The sequence below is a fragment of the Bradyrhizobium tropiciagri genome (genome assembly GCF_018130505.1).
GTDB classification, from domain to species: domain Bacteria; phylum Pseudomonadota; class Alphaproteobacteria; order Rhizobiales; family Xanthobacteraceae; genus Bradyrhizobium; species Bradyrhizobium tropiciagri_B.
On sequence record NZ_JAFCKH010000001.1, the window covers coordinates 761703 to 776504 of the forward strand.

Sequence of the window (14802 nt, forward strand, 5' to 3'; positions counted from 1 at the left end):
CATGTCCTGTTAGTCGCAGACCTCGACATTGCCGGTGCCGCCACCGGGGCCTCCGCCGCCACGGTAGTCCAGGTGGCATCCGCGACGGACGGGGCGGCATAGATAGGCATCGCACATGATCTGACCGCTGCCACCGGACGGCTTGGCAGTCGCCTGCCGTCTCGGAGCATCCACCCGTGGCTCGGGCCGCTCGCGGATTGGGCGATCCACGGTACGGGACGGACGCTCTTCGATGTTGCGCTTGGCGACCGGCTTCTTCGCGCGGCGCTTCTCGCACTCGTTGTCGTCGTTGAGGAACGAGCCCTCGGCGCAGGTGATCTTGCTGCACTGCTCGCCGTTCGGCCGGTAGCCGTGCTCGCAGATCAGCGGACAGACGCGCGACGGCTTCAGCTTGATGGCGTCGAGGACGTCGAGGCTTGCAAGCTTGGTGTCAAACTTGGTTCCGGCATGCCGGTTGAACAGCGTCAGGGAGCGGCGGGACGCCGCGTTCCAGTCGCCGTCGATGGCGCCGGTGAAACAGCCGACCCGGCTCAACTCGCTCTGAACCGACTTGGCGAGATCGCCCTGCGGCGCTTCCGGGGGCAAGGCGGCAACCTTCGTGCCCTCATTGTTCTGGACGGGGGCTGCTACAGCGGGAGCGTCCGGCTTGGCGCTGTCCGCAACGGGGCCGCTGCCGGAGAGCATGGCGACCGTCGAGGATTGGACTGCAGTCCGCTTCCGCTCAGCCTCGGTCGCTTGTTCCTGGGCGGCCAGCTTGGTTCGTTCGGCGGCGATGCGGGCATCCTCCGCAGCCTTCACGGCTGCCGCGGCTTTTTCCTGCTCGGCACGCTGGGCGCCTTCGGAGACGAGGCGGGCCTGCTGCTGCTCGGCCTCCTGGGCTTTCCTGGTGGCTGCAACGCGTGCGTCCTCCGCGTCGATCTGGTTGAGCTGAAGCTTGGCCAGATTTGCGTAATAGCCATCGGGGTGCTGGACGAGGAATGCACTCATCGCGGCCTTGTTGCCGAGCTGCAAGGCCAGTTCGTAGTCGCGGCGAATCTCCGCCGATGCGTTGGCAGGCGCTGGTGCCGGCTCCGATGCCTTTGGCACGAGCGCAACGTCGTCGCCGCCCAGCGAGCCGTACACATAAGGCTCCTGCCGATTACCCGTGGCCTGCAGGACGTCGTCGCGGACAAAGCCGAACGCCCGGCGCAAGTCGAGGCCGGGTTTTGCGATATACTTCACGAGCGCGGTCGCATAAGGGCTGTTCGTGCTGTTGCCGTCGAGCGCGGTGAGCCCGGCTTTCGCGGCAAATGCGATCAGCGTGTTGGACACGGTAGGCTCGACCCGGGCGAGGCCGCGGCTTATCGCGCGCGAAGCGACGGTTCGCTTCATCGTGTCGGCGAACGGATTGTTGCGGCAGGCGTCGACGATCACGACGCGCAGCTGCCTCGCGGGCTCGATCGCCAGCAGGACCCGATCGAGCGAGAAGGCCTCGTCATAGATGTCGGTGTCGCGCTCGAGGCGGGCATCCGTCGGAATCAGGTAATTCGTTCCGTCGATCTCGATTCCGTGACCGGCATAGTAGACGACGGCGATATCCGAATCGCGGGCTTGATCGGCAAAGTCCCGCAGCACCCGCCGCATGTCGGTCGAGGCCAGGTTCAGCTTGGATTCCACAACATCGAATCCAGCGCCCTTCAAGGTCGCGGCTATGGCGGCGGCGTCATTGGCGGGATTTGGAAGCAGCGGCGCGTTCTGATAGTTCGAATTTCCCACCACCAGCGCAACTCGCTTCGTTGCCCAGGCCGGCTGCGATGCCAGGAGGACGGAAGCAGCAAGAAGAACAAAAACCCGGAGGTATGAGTAATAGCTCATGGCGAACGTCCAGCATCCAGGGAAATGGTCGCCTGAAGACGGCTGCCCGAAGCTCGACTGCAATCAAACGGTTCGGGCGCCGGGTGCTTCAGTAAAGTATCAATCTCGAACCCTATGCATTCCTTTTGTTGTCGTTCAGCCCAGCGCGGACGTTCAAAATCGCAGCGAAGATTTGAGGGCCGCGGCGGCCGGCCTGTCGGCATCAGGACAACAGGTAAGGTATTGATATTACTTATATTTATCTATGATGCGAACGGCTTTGGAGACTGGCTGAAGCGTGCCGGGTGAAGGTTCCATCGCTCGATAGTGAACGGAGGATTGAGCGGCAAGCCAAGATCACCAACGCTACGGCTTCGCGGCGACGTATCCGTAATAGTTCTCGAGGAATTGGCTGACCGTCAGCGGATCGCCCTGCGGCACCTTGTAGTCTCCATCGCCCCAGGTGAAGATGTTCATCTTCACGTTTCCGCCGGATCGATCGATCTTCGAGCGAAGCACAACCCAGTGACGATCCCTGAGCACGACCGAGCCTGACTTGGTCTGCTTGCTGGCGTAGAGCATCTGGTCATCGATCAGCAGGCAGACACGGTATCCCGCGGAATAGAGCCGGCTGGCCTCATCCATGTTGTCGGTGTCGCGCTGGTGGCGGGCGATATTCGCGTCCTCCTTGATGCCGGTATAGCCGGCCTGGTCGAACCACCACGCCAATTCCATCTGGGTGGTCGCACCCGAAAGTGTTCCGTCGGTCGAGTCGAAATGGATGAACCAGTCTTCCGAGTTGCGCAGGCTCGACATCGTCAGCCAGTCGACCGGGTCGACGGCGCCGGCCGGGAGCGCATATGCGCGCAGGGCGCCGCTTGGCTTGATCAGGAAACGGTGAATCTTCGCAGCTCCGTTCTCGTACATGTCCATCGTGTACTTGGCGTATTCCCCGGGCTGATCCGACAGGAGATTGAAGAGGAACGCGGCCGGCCCGCACAGGTTTGCATCGCCCTGGCGCAGGAGCGACGGCTTCGCCAGCCGCAGCAGCAGCCCGACGCCGACTTCATCGCGATCGAGATGCGGCCAGTAGCCGTTTCCGCGCCGCCGGAGGAAGTCGCAAGCCATGCCTGACGCGAAGACATGCACCGCTGACGCCAGCTTGTAAGGTCCGTCCTTGGTGATCTTGGACCTTGCCTGGTCGACGAACATTTTCAGCAACGCCTTTGGCCGGTCTGCGATGGTCTTGGACCTATCCGCCACCATCTCGAGATCGTCCAGCTCGCTCGTGCTCACGAAACCGTTGATGAGGGTCGCGCGCAGAAGCTCCACCGCCTCGGTGTGGTCGAGGGAGTGGTCGACCGCCACCGCCTTGGTGAGCGCGCGCTGGACCGACCCGCTCTTGAATTCACCCCACTGTCCCGCCGGCGGCTTCGGTGCGGGTGCCGGGCGCGTGGCGAGTTGTTCCATTCGGCCGAGGACAGCGCCCCCCGGATCGACGAAGCCTGACTTCTCCTTCGGAAAATACTTTTCCTGAAAGTGCAGGATTGCCGTGTAGAGATTGTCGCTCGAGATCCCGGCGACGATGCGACCGCCAAGGCCGCCGCCCGCACCGGCGTCGGCGGTGGGAATCAGGTTCAACAGCGAGATCACCGTCTGCTGGTCATCCGCCCAATTCTGGCACTGAGCGCCGGTCCTGGCGTGTCGACCGACTCGTCCTCGCAGCGGCATAGCTAGCCCCGAGCTTGAGCAGTGGTGCGTTGTTGGTCGCTGCAGCGATGAGAAGGTTCAAGCGCTTGCCTCGGCTGTTTGTCGCATCCGCAAGCCTCTTCCATCCCGATGCGAAGTGCGCCTATCTGGGATCAAACACGCGTCCGTTGTGGCGGAACGGAGTCAAAAATCGGATCCAGTCGTCGATACGACGCGCGCATCGATCTGTCGTGAGGATATCGAGCATCGGAGACGGATATGCCTATCCCGTTGAAAATTTACATCACGCCATTTGCCGAAAAAGGTGTCGCTGAACCCAGCAAATGGAGTGCCGATACGGCGAAGAAAGCGTTGGACGTCGTCAACAAGATCTGGGCGCCGGCCAAGATCACGTTCGTGATCAGTGAATCCCTGAGCGACAAGCCGCTCGATATGGCAAAGAGCGCGCGCAACAATGACCAGCGCGTGCTGGATGTTCTTAGTCTGAGACATGCGCCCGACAACGCGGTTCACGTCTATCTCGTCAACCCGATCACCAATCTGACGGCCGGCGGCGGCTCGTATCTTCACAGCGATCCCGAGCCGGCAAGCTTTGTCCAGTGGTACGGCAACGACTTCGCCAATGGACGCGCCTGGGCCCATGAACTGGGTCACTTGATGAGTGTCGACCACGTCGACGTGGATTATTCCAATGAGAAGCAAGCCGCGCAGCTCAACAAGAACCTGATGACGAAGGGACTGAGCGTAGGCAGCGATTTGACCAGTGGGCAGATCAGCACTGCCAAGGGTTCAAAGCTGGTGAAGCGATTTGGCGGCTGACTTGTCCAAACCCCGATCCTGACGGGGTATCTGGATTCCATCTGATCACCGGCCTGTGACTCCCGTTCCCTCCGCGATCACGATCACGGCCTCTGCCCTGCTGCTCAGGAATAACGCGTCCTCCGTGCTGCTCGCGTCATGACGGGCGAATGGGGGCCCGCGGGCCACGCGCTCCGCGATAACAAGAGCAGTTGGGATAGGTTTGATGACAGGTTTGGACGGAACACAGGCGGCCTCGGTGGTGGCATTGCATTGCTCGCTCGGGTCGGGGCGGCAATGGACGAGGCTAGCCGCCGCGCTCGGCGGCGATCGGCTGATCGCGCCGGATATTTCCGGCTACGGTGCGTGCGCGATCGGGTGCGACTGGCCGCGGACGCTCGATGGCGAGATCGCGCGGCTCGAGACTCAACTCGGGGCGGCCGAAGGGCCGATCCACCTGGTCGGACATTCCTATGGCGGAACGATCGCGTTTCGCATGGCGACGGCATCGAGCTATGCACACCGGATTCGCAGCCTGACGCTGATCGAGCCGGTGCTGCCGACGCTGCTGCGCGACACTCCCGCGGACGCGCGGCTCTACGAGCGCTTTGCGCACATCGCGCAGATCGTGTCGAAGAATATCAGCGACGGGGCCGTGATGGAGGCGATCGAGGCGTTCATGGCGTTCTGGGCCGGCTCTGGCCCGGGCGAACAGTTCTCGCCGAGCGGGCAGTTGCGGATGATCGAGCAGGCCGACAAGCTCGCCTGCGATTTCGCCGCGATCCTCGGGCTGGGCGGCGTGGCGACGGCTGCCGCCGGGCTGCGCGTGCCGACGCTGTTGTTCTCGGGCGGGATATCGCCCTATGTGACGCAGCGCATCGTCACGAAGCTCGCCTCGATCATTGACCGAGCTGTGATGCACCATCTGCCTACGGGAGGCCACCTGCTGCCGGTGACGCATGCAGAGCAGGTGAACTCCGAGATATTGAGGCACATCCGGGTGGCGGATAATCTGGCCAAGATGGATTTCGTCATCGACGCTGAATCGCGCTGCGTCGCTCGACCAGCGTTAGCGTCGGCCGGCGCGCCCGACCTGCATCTGGCATCGAAGAGGCCCTCGCTCTGGGAATAATCCGCAGGGGCCGAGCACGCATTGCCAATCAACCGGGCTCGGCTCTCGCCTCGGCGTCAGGGCAGGAAGAAGGGCATGAAGGGCACTCCGCCGCCACCGCCGCCGCCGTCACCCTTCCGGTTTGCATTGGCCTCGGCTCTCGGCCGTGCGGGTCTTGCCGGCGCCTCTTCCTCAGGATCCCTGGTCCTGCGTTCAACCCTGGCGGTGGGAGCGCGACGAGCAGCCTTGCGCTTCTCGCATTCATCGTCGTCGTTGAGGAAGTAGCCTGCAGCACAGGTAATCTTGACGCAGCGGTCGCCGTCTCGCTTGAGGCCGGACCCGCAAACCAATGGGCAGACCCGCGCCGTCTTGAGCTTGACCGCGTCAAGTGCATCGGCGCTGGCGGCCTTGGTGTCGAACTTGGTGCCGGCGCTCTGGTTGTAGCGCTCGAGTGAGCGCCGTGACGCCGTATCCCAATCTCCATCGGCCGATCCGGTGAAACAACCAACCCGGCGCAGTTCGGTCTGGAGTGATTTTGCGACCTCAGCCGGCGCTGCCGACGGCACGGGTGCTTGCGGGCTGGGCAGCGCGGCGACTTTCGTGTCCGCATGTGTGGTCGGCTGGCGCGGCGGCTCCGGCGCGGATGGAATAGCCGGCGCGACGATCTTCGCGGCGGCAGCGCTCTCGGCCGCGACACGCCGCTGTTCAGCCTGAGCCGCCTGTTGTTGCGCGGTTTCCTTGGCTGCCTCGGCGGCGGCCCGGGCCTCCTGCGCTGCCTTCAGGTCGGAGGCCGCCTTGGCGAGCTGAGTCTGCTGGGCGCCCTGGTTGACGAGCCGGGCCTGTTCCTGCTCGGCCTGACGCGCTTTTTCGGCCGCCGCGGCACGCTTCTCCTCCGCATCGAGCTTGGCGAGCTGAAGCTTTGCCAGATTTGCGTAGTAGCCGTCCGGATACTGACTGATGAAATAATTTAGTGCATCCTTGTTGCCGACCTGCAGCGCAAGCTCGTAGTCGCGTCGCATTTCGGCACGCGGCAGTTCCGCCGGGACAGCTTCCTTGACTGTTTCCTTGGCAGCTTCCTTGCCAGGTTGCTTGGCCGGCACCAGCGGCACATCGTCGCCCCCAAGGGTTCCGTAGACGTAGGGCTCCTGCCGATTGCCGGTCGCTTTCATGACATCGTCGCGGACGAAGCCGAACACCCGGCGCAAATCCAGGCCGGGAGTTCCGATATATTTCACGAGTGCCGCAGCGTAGGGACTGTTCTTGCTGTTGCCGTCTGATGCCGTCGATCCGGCCTTGGCGGCGAAGGCGACGAGCGTATTCGAGTTTGCCGGCTCGATGCGGGCGAGGCCACGGCTGATCGCCCGCGAGCCAACCGTTCGCTTCATCTTGTCGGAGAACGGATTGTTGCGGCACGCGTCGAGGATCACCACCCGCAATTGCCTTGCCGGTTCAACGGCGAGCAGGATCCGCTCGAGCGAAAACGCCTCGTCGTAGACGTCCGTATCGCGCTCCAGCGTGGCATCGACCGGGATCAGATAGTTGGTGCCTTCGATCTCGATGCCGTGACCTGCATAATAGATGACGGCCACGTCCGCGTCGCGAGACTGGTCGGCAAAATCGCGCAGCGCCCGCCGCATCTCGGCCGCCTGCAGGTCCAGGCGGGTCTGAACCACGTCGAAACCTGCATTCTTCAGGGTGGTTTCGACAATCTGGGCGTCGTTGACCGGGTTCGAAAGCGGCGCCGCGTTCTTGTATGCAGAATTGCCGATGACCAGCGCGACACGATTGGCGGCCGATGCTGGCTGACAGAACAGCAGCACGACAAGAAAGAAACAAATTTGGCGCAATTTTACGAAGCCGCGTCCATACATGGCAATGCTACTTCAAATAAATGCCTTCTACGTACGTGCCGCCACCGCCGAAACGGTTCAATGCGATCTCGAGGGCCGGCAAGCGGTGACGGAAGCTGGAACCGGCCGGCCTGCATCCGGAGGATTGCTGGCCGATTGACCTCCCGGAAGGCATGGCTTTTAGTACCCTCGATTTTTAATACCCCCCGATTTTGAACGGGCGAGATCAGTGCTGTGACTGAGGTAAAGCTCGGCCAGGTGAACCCCGCGACAGCAAGCGACGAGGCCGCCCGTTCTGGCGTCAATTCCTGGCTGGATTGGGCCGCGAGAGCTGCACTGATCATCATCTACGGCGGGTCTGCGGCTCTGGGCGCCGCAGGCATTCCGCACCTGCTTCCGGTGGACAGCTTTCACGGGCTGCTGACGGCCGCGGCCCATTTGGCAAATGTGCTTTTCCTCGGCCTGGTCGCGGTGACGGCGATGACCCGGCTGGTCCCCATCATGAAGTCGAAGGGCATCGAGACCCGGCTCTCGGCCTTGCTAGGCACCTTTCTGAGCATAGCGCTCGCTTTTCTTCCAAAGGCGGAGCTCGATCCGGTCTGGTCGATCCTCTCCACGGCACTGATCCTGGTGGCGACCTCGCTGTGCATTGTGGTGCTGCGCTGGCTGGGCAAATCCTTCAGCCTTCTGGCGGAGGCAAGGCGCCTTGTGACGGACGGGCCTTACCGAATTGTCCGGCATCCGCTCTACCTCTGCGAGATGGTCGCGCTGGTCGGCGTGACGCTGCAGGTGCTTTCACCGCTCGCCGTGCTGATCGCGATTACGGTCGTCGCGATTCAATGCCGGCGCATGTTCAACGAAGAGCGGATCCTTCGGCAGGCTTTCCCTGAATATGACGCCTACGCCGCGAGAACGCCCTTTCTGCTTCCGATCAGACTGATCCCGCAGAAATAGGCCGGTTGGGACGGCTAGTCCGGCCGGACCATTTCGAACATGGTCTCAGGCGTCATCTCGAAATAGTCGCCGCGCCGGCCTGCGCGCGCGATCGGGTGCGCGAGCTGGGTCTGATAGATGCCGTCCCGGATCAACGCCTTGTCGATGTGGACGGCAACGACCTCGCCGAACGTCACCCAGGCTTCGGCGTCCCTTCCGTCCGCGCCCTTGAGCCGGATGATCTCCGTCACCTTGCACTCGAAGGATGCAGGGCTTTCCGCCACACGGGGGACATTGACCAACCTGCTGGGTGCGGCGGTCAGCCCGGCGATCGTGAACTCGTCGACGTCGCGCGCCACATGCGCCGCGGTCGCATTCATCCGTTTGGCGAGATCCATGGTGACGAGATTCCAACAGAACTCCTTCGTCTCCAGAACGTTCGCGGCACTGTCCTTCCAGACTGTGGAGGAGAAGCCGACGATCGGCGGCTTGTAGCTGAAGGCATTGAAGAAGCTGTACGGCGCGAGGTTGATATTGCCCTTGGCGTCGCGCGAGGAGATCCAGCCGATCGGCCGCGGCGCGACGATGGCGTTGAAGGGATCGTGCTTCAAGCCGTGTCCATTGACCGGTTCGTAGAAGTGGATGTCCTTCGCTGCCGCGCGTGGTTCCTGCTGCATCTTCAAACGCCTTGCCAGAATTGATCATAGTCGGGTTTGCGCCGCTCATCGAATGCACGCAGGCCTTCGCGCCACTCCGTGGGCGGGACGTCGCCGGGTGAGGAGATCACTCCCTCCCAATCCGTCCTGTTGTGGCGAGCGAGGTTTCGCTTTGCGGCACCGATCGCGCCGGGAGGTGCTGACTCGACAACATTGCGTGCGAGCTCGATCGCGCCGGGCAGCACCTCTGCGGTGGAGACCAGGCGGTTTGCCAATCCCCACAGCATGGCCTCTGATCCGCTCAATCGTCTGCGGGTCATGATCAGCTCCATGGCGCGTCGCGTGCCGACCACCGGATGCAGGCGGGCCAGCGCGGTGTTGGGAATGACGCCGTGTCCCAGTTCCGGCAGCGCGAAGTACGCGTCCGTCCCGACCACGACGAGATCGCAGGACAGCGTCAGTTCGAAGCCGCCGCCGAGCGCTCCGCCCTGGACCGCCGCGATCGTGGGACGCGTCTCGTCGGCCAATGCGCGGAACAGCAGCGCGGGATCGGTCGGATCGGCCGCGCCGCTCATCCAGCCATCCCTGAGATCGTCGATGTCGGCACCGGCACAGAACGCCGGGCCATTAGCCGCGATCACGATCGCGCGCGCCTTTTCGGTGCGCGACCGCTCGAGCAATTCCAGCAGCATCGCAACCGAAGCCCTGGACAACGCATTGCGCCGCTGCGGGTTGTCCAGGGTCAGGATGGCGATTCCGCCCTGCAGGCTATACTGCACCGGCATGATCAGGCTCCGGCCAAATTGGGGGCATCACCGACATTTCCGAGCAGGTGCGCGCGGATCGCATCAGGAATGGGGTACGGCTTGCCCGATTGCAGCAGCACGCAAGACGCGACGGCGGAAGCCACGCAGGTCCCGTCGCGAAAGACGCCTTGCAGCACATCGAATGACGAACGACCGATGCGGGTGACCATCGAGCCGATCTTGAGCTCGCCCGGATAGAACAGCTCGGCATGGAATTCGATGTTGAGGCGTCCGACCACGACGTTCAGTCCGCTCATCAGCGGAGCGATGGAGGGATCGGAGAACAATTCCATTCGGCCGCCTTCCAGGAAGCTCGCAATCGCCGCATTGTTGACGTGATGGAATTGATCCGTATCGGCATTGCGCAGCTTCTCAAAGCTCCAGAACCAGAAGCGATCCGGCGTCGGTCTTTGAGGTGAAGGCGTGGGCGAAGCCGGATCCTTGTTCATCGTTCCGCTCCTTCACTCGCGCGGGCGCGAATGCTCGGTCGCTTCATGCTCGATGCGGTAATAGATTTCCTCGGCCATCGGCTGACGCATCTCCTCGATGATGTGACCGACCAGGCCGACGGCGCGTGCCGCCACGGCGAGCCCGCGGCACATCTTCCAGGGCAGCTTGAATTCGGAGGCAATCGCCGCCATCGCGCCGGTCACATTGACCGGTAGCGGTCTGCCGTGGCGGTTCTCCGCCTCCGCCCCGATGCGCTCCATCAGCTCGACATAGCGGCCGCTGAAGCCGGTTTCGCTTGCGACCTTGAACAGCGCCGGCGTCCGCGGATCGATCGGCTTGTGGAAGGGATGACCGATGCCCGGAATGATCTCGCGCCGGCTTCGGTAGGCGTCGACCGTGGTGCGCGCCAGCTCGGTCAGATCGATCGACGCGGCCGGATCGGGCAGGGCCTCCTGCAGCATCTTCGCGGCATTGTCGAGCGAGCCGACGAAGACCGATCCCAGTCCCAGCAGCCCGGCGGCGACCGAGGCCTGCACGGCTTCGGGGGCGCCGCAATAGGTCATCCGCGTGGCGAGGGAGGAGGGCGTGATGCCATGCTCCACCAGGATCACCATCATGGCGTTGAACATGCGGGCTTCGTTGGTGTTGGGCAGGCGCCCGAAAATCTCGAGGAACGCCATTTGCCCGAAATCGACGACGCCGACGATCTCGGTGCAGAGATCGAGGCCATGGACCTTGATTTGGGTGGGGGTCGCCCAGGCGATGTCGGATTTGATCTCGTGTCGTTTCATGTCGAACCTCGTCAGGAGATGGCAGCGGATGAGAGCAGCCGGGAGGCCTGCTCTCTCAGGTCCGCCTTGCGGATCTTGGTCCCGTTCGGGCCTTCGATGACCGGAAACGCATCGAGTTGAACGATGCGGCGCGGGACCTTGTAGTTTGCGATGCCGTCGCGGCAGTAGGTGAGAAGGTCGGTCTCGGCGATCTCGCGGTCGGCGCGAACGAAGGCCACCGCAACGTCGCCTTCGCCCTCGATGCGCACGCCGACGACCTGGGCGGCCGATACGGCCGGATGCCGGCACAGAAACGCTTCGATCTCGGTTGGATCGACCAGGTATCCGCGCAGGCGCAAGCCGTCACCGATGCGCGACAGGAAAACGAAGGCGTCATCCTCCGCATAGGCGAAATCGCCGGTTCGGAACCAGCCGTCGGACGTGAACGAGCGCACGGTTGCGGCCTCGTTGTTGAGGTACCCGGGCATCAAATTGTATCCGCGTATCTGCAGCTCGCCGGTTGCGCCAGGCTGGACCGGAGTTTCGCTGTCGAGTTCGACGATGCGAAACGCCATGTCGCCCGACAGCAGCCGGCCGCCGGCCAGCGACCGCGCTTCGATAGACTCGGAAGGCGAGCGCGCGGCCATCAGGGCGAAGCCTTCGGATGAGCCGTAGATGCTCACCAGGCGCAGGCCCCAGCGAGCTTCGGCCGTCTGCATCACGGGATCGGTCAGACCCGCGAAGTCCGCAAAGCCCCCTGCACGCAAGCTCGAGAGATTTGCCGCAGGAACGTTGAAGACGGCATCCAGCAGTCCGTCGGAGCCGAACACGTGGGTCACTGCATGTCGCTCGATCGCCGATGCGGCCGCTGCCGCCTTGAAGACCGGCATGAGAACGCAGGCCCCGCCGCCGGCCAGCGTCGCGATTGCCTGGACGAATCCCAGCACGCCATAGAGCGGCAATGCGCACAGCGTCTTGTCGCCGGGATGAATGTCGAACGCAGAGGCGACGACGCGGGCGTGGGTGGCGCAGCTCTGCTGGTCGTGCACGGCAAGTTTTGGCGCGCCTGTCGTGCCTGACGTGCTGAAGGTGCAGAGAAGGTCTTCCGGCCGGCCGGAAGCCTTGGGATGACCATCGGCGCCGGCGTGGAAGCGTGCGGGATCGGCGATCTCGATGACGTGCGCGAGGGTCGTCACCTCTCGCTGGATATCGCGCACGATCTGCGCGAATTCCACATCGAGGAAGTTGGCGGCCGCCACGACGGCATTTGCCCGCGACAACGCGATGACATGGTGCGCTTCGGCGCGCCGGTAGCGCGTGCTGATAGGGACGACGAGAATCCCCTGATGGGCCGCGGCGAACAGGAACTGCAGCCAGGCCGGGCCGTCCGGCAGCCAGAGCGCGACCACGTCGCCGCGCGTCAGCCCGAGGCTGCTCAGAAAGGCTGCCGCGCGGTTTGAGGCTTCAGCCAGTTCCTTGCGCGTGGCGACGTAATCGCCGAGATGGATCGCCGGCTCGTCGGCATGATCATCAAGCAGTCCGAAAAATGGGCCCGGTGCTCCACTCATTGTGATCCCTTGCATCAGTTGGCGAGAGCCTGGCGAGCGATCTGGATCCGCTGCATCTCGGAGGTGCCTTCGCCCAATCGAAATGCGCGGGCATCCCGATAGAAGCGTTCGATCGGCAGCTCGCACATGTAGCCCATCCCGCCGAAGATCTGCAGGCAGCGATCGACGACGCGGCAGCCCATCTCGCTGGCGTACAGCTTGGCCCTGGAGACGGCGATCCGCGCGGCAGGATCATCCTGGTCGCAGAGTTCGGCGGCCCGATAGATCAGCGCGCGCGCCGCTTCGATCTCGACATCGTTGTCGGCGATCATGAACTGGATCGCCTGATGTCCTGCCAACGGCGAGCCGAACGCGCGCCGCTCCTTGGCGTAGGCGACGGACATGTCGTGCGCGCGTTGCGCCAGCCCCAGCGACCTGCAGGCCGAGAGGATTCGGTCGTGATTGATCGAGGCCATCATGACCAGGAACCCGTCGCCGGGCCGGCCGAGCACGTCCTCATCCGGAACGAAGCAGTTCTCGAGTGAAAAGCCGTTCAGATGATAGCCGTGCCATCCCATCTTCTTGTAGCGCGTCAGGCCGACGAGGCCCGGGTTGGTGCGCTTGACGATGAACGTGGTCAGCCGTCCCTTGAGCGAGGCGGAAGGATCGTTGACCGCGAGCACGATCACGTAGTCGCAGCTCTCGACGTTCGAGATGAACTGCTTGGCGCCTTCGAGGCGCCAGCCGCCGTTGACCTTCACCGCCTTGGTCCGGATGCTGCTCAGGTCCGAGCCTGCGTCCGGCTCGGTGAGGGCGTACGTCATGGTCGCGCGCCCGGACACCAGGTCAGGAAGGATCCGGCCGCGCTGCTCCTCGCTCAGGTGAACCAGCGAGAGCGGCAGGAAGCCGACGACTTCGGAGAGGGGGACGGAGGTGTGGGTGACTTCCTCCAGAATTCCGACCTGGGCGGAGACGGGAAGCCCATAGCCGCCGAGCTCGGGCGGCAGGTTGAAGCCATAGATCCCGAGCGTCGAGGCCTCGGCGCGCAGTTGGGCCATCAGCTCCGGCGGAACGTTGTCGTCGGTTTCGATCTGCTGCTCGAGCGGCCCCAGGCGATTGCGGACGAATCCCCGCACGGTCTGGCGAAGCATCGTCATTTCGTGCGCAGCGACATCAATCATCGGTGAACTCCGAAATCGTTTTCGTGCGTAAGCTAGACGCTGACGAAGTCATGTGTCAAGTGTTGGCGACAACGAGGCCTGGATGAAGCAGCGGATCAGCATTGTAGAACTGGCCAAGCATTTGGGGCTGGCCGTATCGACGGTCTCGAAGGCGATCAACGACCGCGGTGACGTCAGTGACGCGACCAAGCGGCGCGTGCTCGAAGCGGCGGAAAAGCTTGGCTTTTCGCCGGATCCCGCGGGGCGGCGGCTGCGCACGCAAACGTCCGAGACCATCGGCTTCGTGCTGTCGCCGCCGCAGTCGCATTTCGCTCATCCGTTCTTCCTGGATCTGTTGATGGGAATCGACCAGGGCCTCAGTGAGACCCCGTTCCAGCTCATCATCGTCGCGGCCCGGACGCTGGAGACGGAGCTCGACAGCTTCCGCCGGCTGGTCGAGCGGCAGCGGGTCGACGGCGTGATGTTCGGCCGCACGCGCCGCGACGATCCCCGGATCCGCTATCTGCAGGAACGCAACGTGCCGTTCGTGGCGCTCGGGAGGAGTGAGACCGGCAAGCCGTTTCCCTTCGTGGACATCGACCGGACGGTTGCCGGACGCAACGGGACCGCACGTTTCGTAGGGTTTGGGCATCGCCGGATCGGTCTGTTGAGCACGCCCGGCTACCTTATGATCAGCCGTCTCCTGCAGGAAGGCTATCGCGCGGCGCTGAAGGCGGCGAAGCTGCCGTTCGACGCCGATCTCGTGGTCGAAACCAGCAACGATGAGGCGGGTGGACTGAGCGGTGCGCGGCAGCTCCTCGCCCTGGGCAATCCTCCGACGGCGATCATGTGCGGTCACGACCTGATCGCCACCGGCGCGATGCAGGCGATCGCGGAAACGGGCCGGCGGCCTGGGGTCGATATCCCCGTGATCGGATGCGACAACCATCCGCTCGGGCCTTATCTGAATCCGCCTCTGACGACGTTTTCCGCGCCGACCCTCGAGGCGGGGCGCCGCATGGTCGAGCTGCTGCTTGCCCTCATGGACGGCGGCTCGCCCGAGCAATTGCAGGACATCTGGTCGCCGGAGCTGATCCTGCGCTCGTCCCATGGCGGCCAATTGGTCGCAGCAGCCGAAGTCTGACGCATCTCATGCCGCGCTTGACAAGCGAGGCTCG

The 14802-nt window shown here is 63.6% G+C and carries 13 protein-coding genes; 4 read left to right on the top strand and 9 right to left on the bottom strand.

Annotated features, from left to right (window positions below):
- Positions 1-9: 9 nt before the first annotated feature.
- Together JQ633_RS03435 and JQ633_RS03440 are read right to left on the bottom strand one after the other, a co-directional pair.
- Positions 10-1854 carry a caspase family protein gene (locus JQ633_RS03435; protein ID WP_211982791.1) on the bottom strand — a complete coding sequence of 615 codons (1845 nt, stop codon included), beginning with the start codon at positions 1852-1854 and terminating at the stop codon, positions 10-12.
- Positions 1855-2199: 345 nt separating this feature from the next.
- Positions 2200-3474 carry a hypothetical protein gene (locus JQ633_RS03440; protein ID WP_211982351.1) on the bottom strand — a complete coding sequence of 425 codons (1275 nt, stop codon included), beginning with the start codon at positions 3472-3474 and terminating at the stop codon, positions 2200-2202.
- Between the two features lie 327 nt (positions 3475-3801).
- Here JQ633_RS03440 and JQ633_RS03445 point away from each other — a divergent pair, with 327 nt between their 5' ends.
- Both JQ633_RS03445 and JQ633_RS03450 read left to right on the top strand, forming a co-directional pair.
- Positions 3802-4362 (top strand): hypothetical protein, encoded by a 561-nt coding sequence (locus JQ633_RS03445; protein ID WP_211982353.1) that lies wholly within the window; start codon positions 3802-3804, stop codon positions 4360-4362.
- A gap of 205 nt (positions 4363-4567) precedes the next feature.
- Positions 4568-5473, top strand: a complete 906-nt coding sequence (locus JQ633_RS03450; protein ID WP_211982355.1) for an alpha/beta fold hydrolase — start codon at positions 4568-4570, stop codon at positions 5471-5473.
- 56 nt (positions 5474-5529) lie between these two features.
- Here JQ633_RS03450 and JQ633_RS03455 read toward each other — a convergent pair whose 3' ends face one another.
- On the bottom strand, positions 5530-7323 hold the full coding sequence (locus JQ633_RS03455; protein WP_211982357.1) for a caspase family protein: 1794 nt from the start codon (positions 7321-7323) through the stop codon (positions 5530-5532).
- A gap of 213 nt (positions 7324-7536) precedes the next feature.
- Here JQ633_RS03455 and JQ633_RS35510 point away from each other — a divergent pair, with 213 nt between their 5' ends.
- Positions 7537-8256, top strand: coding sequence for a methyltransferase family protein (locus tag JQ633_RS35510; protein ID WP_211982359.1), 720 nt, complete (start codon positions 7537-7539; stop codon positions 8254-8256).
- 14 nt (positions 8257-8270) lie between these two features.
- On the opposite strand, the gene JQ633_RS03465 is transcribed toward JQ633_RS35510, so the two are convergent.
- The 6 genes from JQ633_RS03465 to JQ633_RS03490 are packed head-to-tail and all read right to left on the bottom strand — an operon-like array spanning position 8271 to position 13615.
- The gene (locus JQ633_RS03465) at positions 8271-8912 is read right to left on the bottom strand and encodes a flavin reductase family protein (protein WP_211982367.1); all 642 of its coding nucleotides are present in this window, start codon (positions 8910-8912) and stop codon (positions 8271-8273) included.
- Between the two features lie 2 nt (positions 8913-8914).
- Positions 8915-9676, bottom strand: coding sequence for an enoyl-CoA hydratase/isomerase family protein (locus tag JQ633_RS03470; RefSeq protein WP_211982368.1), 762 nt, complete (start codon positions 9674-9676; stop codon positions 8915-8917).
- A 2-nt stretch (positions 9677-9678) separates the two neighbouring features.
- A complete protein-coding gene (locus tag JQ633_RS03475) occupies positions 9679-10146 on the bottom strand; it encodes an acyl-CoA thioesterase (RefSeq protein WP_211982369.1) in 468 nt (155 codons plus the stop codon).
- 12 nt (positions 10147-10158) lie between these two features.
- Positions 10159-10938, bottom strand: coding sequence for a citryl-CoA lyase (locus JQ633_RS03480; protein ID WP_211982370.1), 780 nt, complete (start codon positions 10936-10938; stop codon positions 10159-10161).
- An 11-nt stretch (positions 10939-10949) separates the two neighbouring features.
- The gene (locus tag JQ633_RS03485) at positions 10950-12611 is read right to left on the bottom strand and encodes an AMP-binding protein (RefSeq protein ID WP_211982371.1); all 1662 of its coding nucleotides are present in this window, start codon (positions 12609-12611) and stop codon (positions 10950-10952) included.
- Entirely contained in the window at positions 12500-13615 is a 1116-nt protein-coding gene (locus tag JQ633_RS03490; protein ID WP_249158714.1) for an acyl-CoA dehydrogenase family protein, read from the bottom strand. The genes JQ633_RS03485 and JQ633_RS03490 overlap by 112 nt, the downstream gene beginning before the upstream one ends.
- A gap of 112 nt (positions 13616-13727) precedes the next feature.
- On the opposite strand from JQ633_RS03490, the gene JQ633_RS03495 reads away from it, so the two are divergent.
- Positions 13728-14768 carry a LacI family DNA-binding transcriptional regulator gene (locus JQ633_RS03495; protein ID WP_211982373.1) on the top strand — a complete coding sequence of 347 codons (1041 nt, stop codon included), beginning with the start codon at positions 13728-13730 and terminating at the stop codon, positions 14766-14768.
- The last annotated feature ends 34 nt before the right edge of the window (positions 14769-14802 follow it).

Excerpts from the sequence above, each read along its gene's own strand:
- JQ633_RS03435 (WP_211982791.1), bottom strand. The coding sequence starts at position 1,854 with ATGAGCTATTACTCATACCTCCGGGTTTTTGTTCTTCTTGCTGCTTCC.
- JQ633_RS03445 (WP_211982353.1), top strand. The coding sequence starts at position 3,802 with ATGCCTATCCCGTTGAAAATTTACATCACGCCATTTGCCGAAAAAGGT.
- JQ633_RS03450 (WP_211982355.1), top strand. The coding sequence starts at position 4,568 with ATGACAGGTTTGGACGGAACACAGGCGGCCTCGGTGGTGGCATTGCAT.
- JQ633_RS03455 (WP_211982357.1), bottom strand. The coding sequence starts at position 7,323 with ATGTATGGACGCGGCTTCGTAAAATTGCGCCAAATTTGTTTCTTTCTT.
- JQ633_RS03465 (WP_211982367.1), bottom strand. The coding sequence starts at position 8,912 with ATGCAGCAGGAACCACGCGCGGCAGCGAAGGACATCCACTTCTACGAA.
- JQ633_RS03470 (WP_211982368.1), bottom strand. The coding sequence starts at position 9,676 with ATGCCGGTGCAGTATAGCCTGCAGGGCGGAATCGCCATCCTGACCCTG.
- JQ633_RS03475 (WP_211982369.1), bottom strand. The coding sequence starts at position 10,146 with ATGAACAAGGATCCGGCTTCGCCCACGCCTTCACCTCAAAGACCGACG.
- JQ633_RS03480 (WP_211982370.1), bottom strand. The coding sequence starts at position 10,938 with ATGAAACGACACGAGATCAAATCCGACATCGCCTGGGCGACCCCCACC.
- JQ633_RS03490 (WP_249158714.1), bottom strand. The coding sequence starts at position 13,615 with ATGCTTCGCCAGACCGTGCGGGGATTCGTCCGCAATCGCCTGGGGCCG.
- JQ633_RS03495 (WP_211982373.1), top strand. The coding sequence starts at position 13,728 with ATGAAGCAGCGGATCAGCATTGTAGAACTGGCCAAGCATTTGGGGCTG.